Genomic DNA, 1,433 nt, shown 5'->3' on the forward strand with positions numbered 1-1,433 from the left:
AAGACCCCGTTCAATTTTATGAAACAACACAATTAGATGACTAATATTTGATTTTTTGCACGAAAAAAAGAGTGGATTTCTCCACTCCATCTAACTTTTTGGGATCACTACAAAATGATAGGTCTTTGTATTATAGTTCCATATTACTTTGTTGGAATCGATTCATTAGTTGGATATTCTGTTTAGTATGTGGTGGATTTTGCGGAGCAAATCGTGCTAGTACTTCTTGTAATGATTTTCCCTCGTGCCCACTTTTTCCTGGATAAGGTGTGTTTACAGTTGGATATCCAGACATCCGTTGTTGAACAAATCGTGCTTCTTTTTGTACTTTTTTAAATGTACCTCGGTCACATGGATTTTTTATAAAAAATAGATTTTTAGCTTGTACTGTTGTCGATGATCTATGATGGGTATGTTTAAATAGTTTGGTAAATAAATTGAATTTATTCATATATATATCACTCCATAGCCTTTTAATCTTTGCTTATTTTACTATCGTGACATCATAAAAAAATTTTTTGTCTTTTTTATTTTTTTAGAGAGAAATTTGGTGTACATTCTCTACGATTTATTGATGAAATCTGAATAGAATTAGATAAATTGACTAAGATTTTAGTTTCATTTTATTCTAGCTTAATTTGACAAATCATATTATTTTAATATAGTTGGAATTATTTTTTTTGCATATTTACGTTATCCGACATACTTAATAATCTTTTTAGACAATTTGGGAGATAATTTTGCTCGATATTTCTTTTCAACCTCTTTGATCATTCCTTTCTAGTAATCTTTAACTTTGAAAACTCATGTTTTGAGATTCCTGCTGCTTGACATATATGTTTTTTGGTGTAACCTAACTCAAGTAAATCATGAATATGTTGAGTAGTTAACACCTGGATTGACCCCGATTTCAACGGATGACATTTATCCATTTTATTATTACCCAATAACGTTCCAAGACGTTCTACTTTTTTTCGAATATCTTGCCTTTCGTACCATTCTGGATAAGGATAGTCATTTAATAGATCCAACATCTGTCGACGGTATTCAAATTTTGTCTGCTTATTCTCCATATCGAAATTTACCTTCTTCCATTTATTTTATATGAAGATTTCCCAATGATTCCTTACAATTCCTCGGTAGTTCTTCTACAACATATACATCCCACGAACAAAATAAGTAAATCATTGTTCCTGCAGACAAAATAACTTTCCATTCAATGGATAAAAAACTAATCCAAATAACAACTGTTAATATAAACATTACTAAATTACTGTTTATTTTCTTCATCTTGATTTCTCTCCATTCTCTTGTTAGAATGGGGCGTAGGTTCTATATTTTTCAGAGGTTACTTTTTGCGGAAGTAACCTCTATTTTTACGCCCTTAATTAATTTTGAACTCTAGAATTTCCCGTCTGATAATCAATGACATA

Annotated in this window: 2 protein-coding genes; both read right to left on the reverse strand. The window is 30.4% G+C overall.

Annotated elements, in window-relative coordinates; genetic code table 11:
- Nucleotides 1–130: 130 nt before the first annotated feature.
- Entirely contained in the window at nt 131–451 is a 321-nt protein-coding gene (locus IGI47_RS14110; protein ID WP_438784570.1) for a hypothetical protein, read from the reverse strand.
- Between the two features lie 319 nt (nt 452–770).
- Nucleotides 771–1,073 (reverse strand): hypothetical protein, encoded by a 303-nt coding sequence (locus IGI47_RS14115; RefSeq protein WP_104661974.1) that lies wholly within the window; start codon nt 1,071–1,073, stop codon nt 771–773.
- Nucleotides 1,074–1,433: the final 360 nt, after the last annotated feature.

The organism is Enterococcus sp. AZ191 (assembly GCF_051713845.1).
GTDB classification, from domain to species: Bacteria; Bacillota; Bacilli; order Lactobacillales; family Enterococcaceae; genus Enterococcus_B; species Enterococcus_B durans.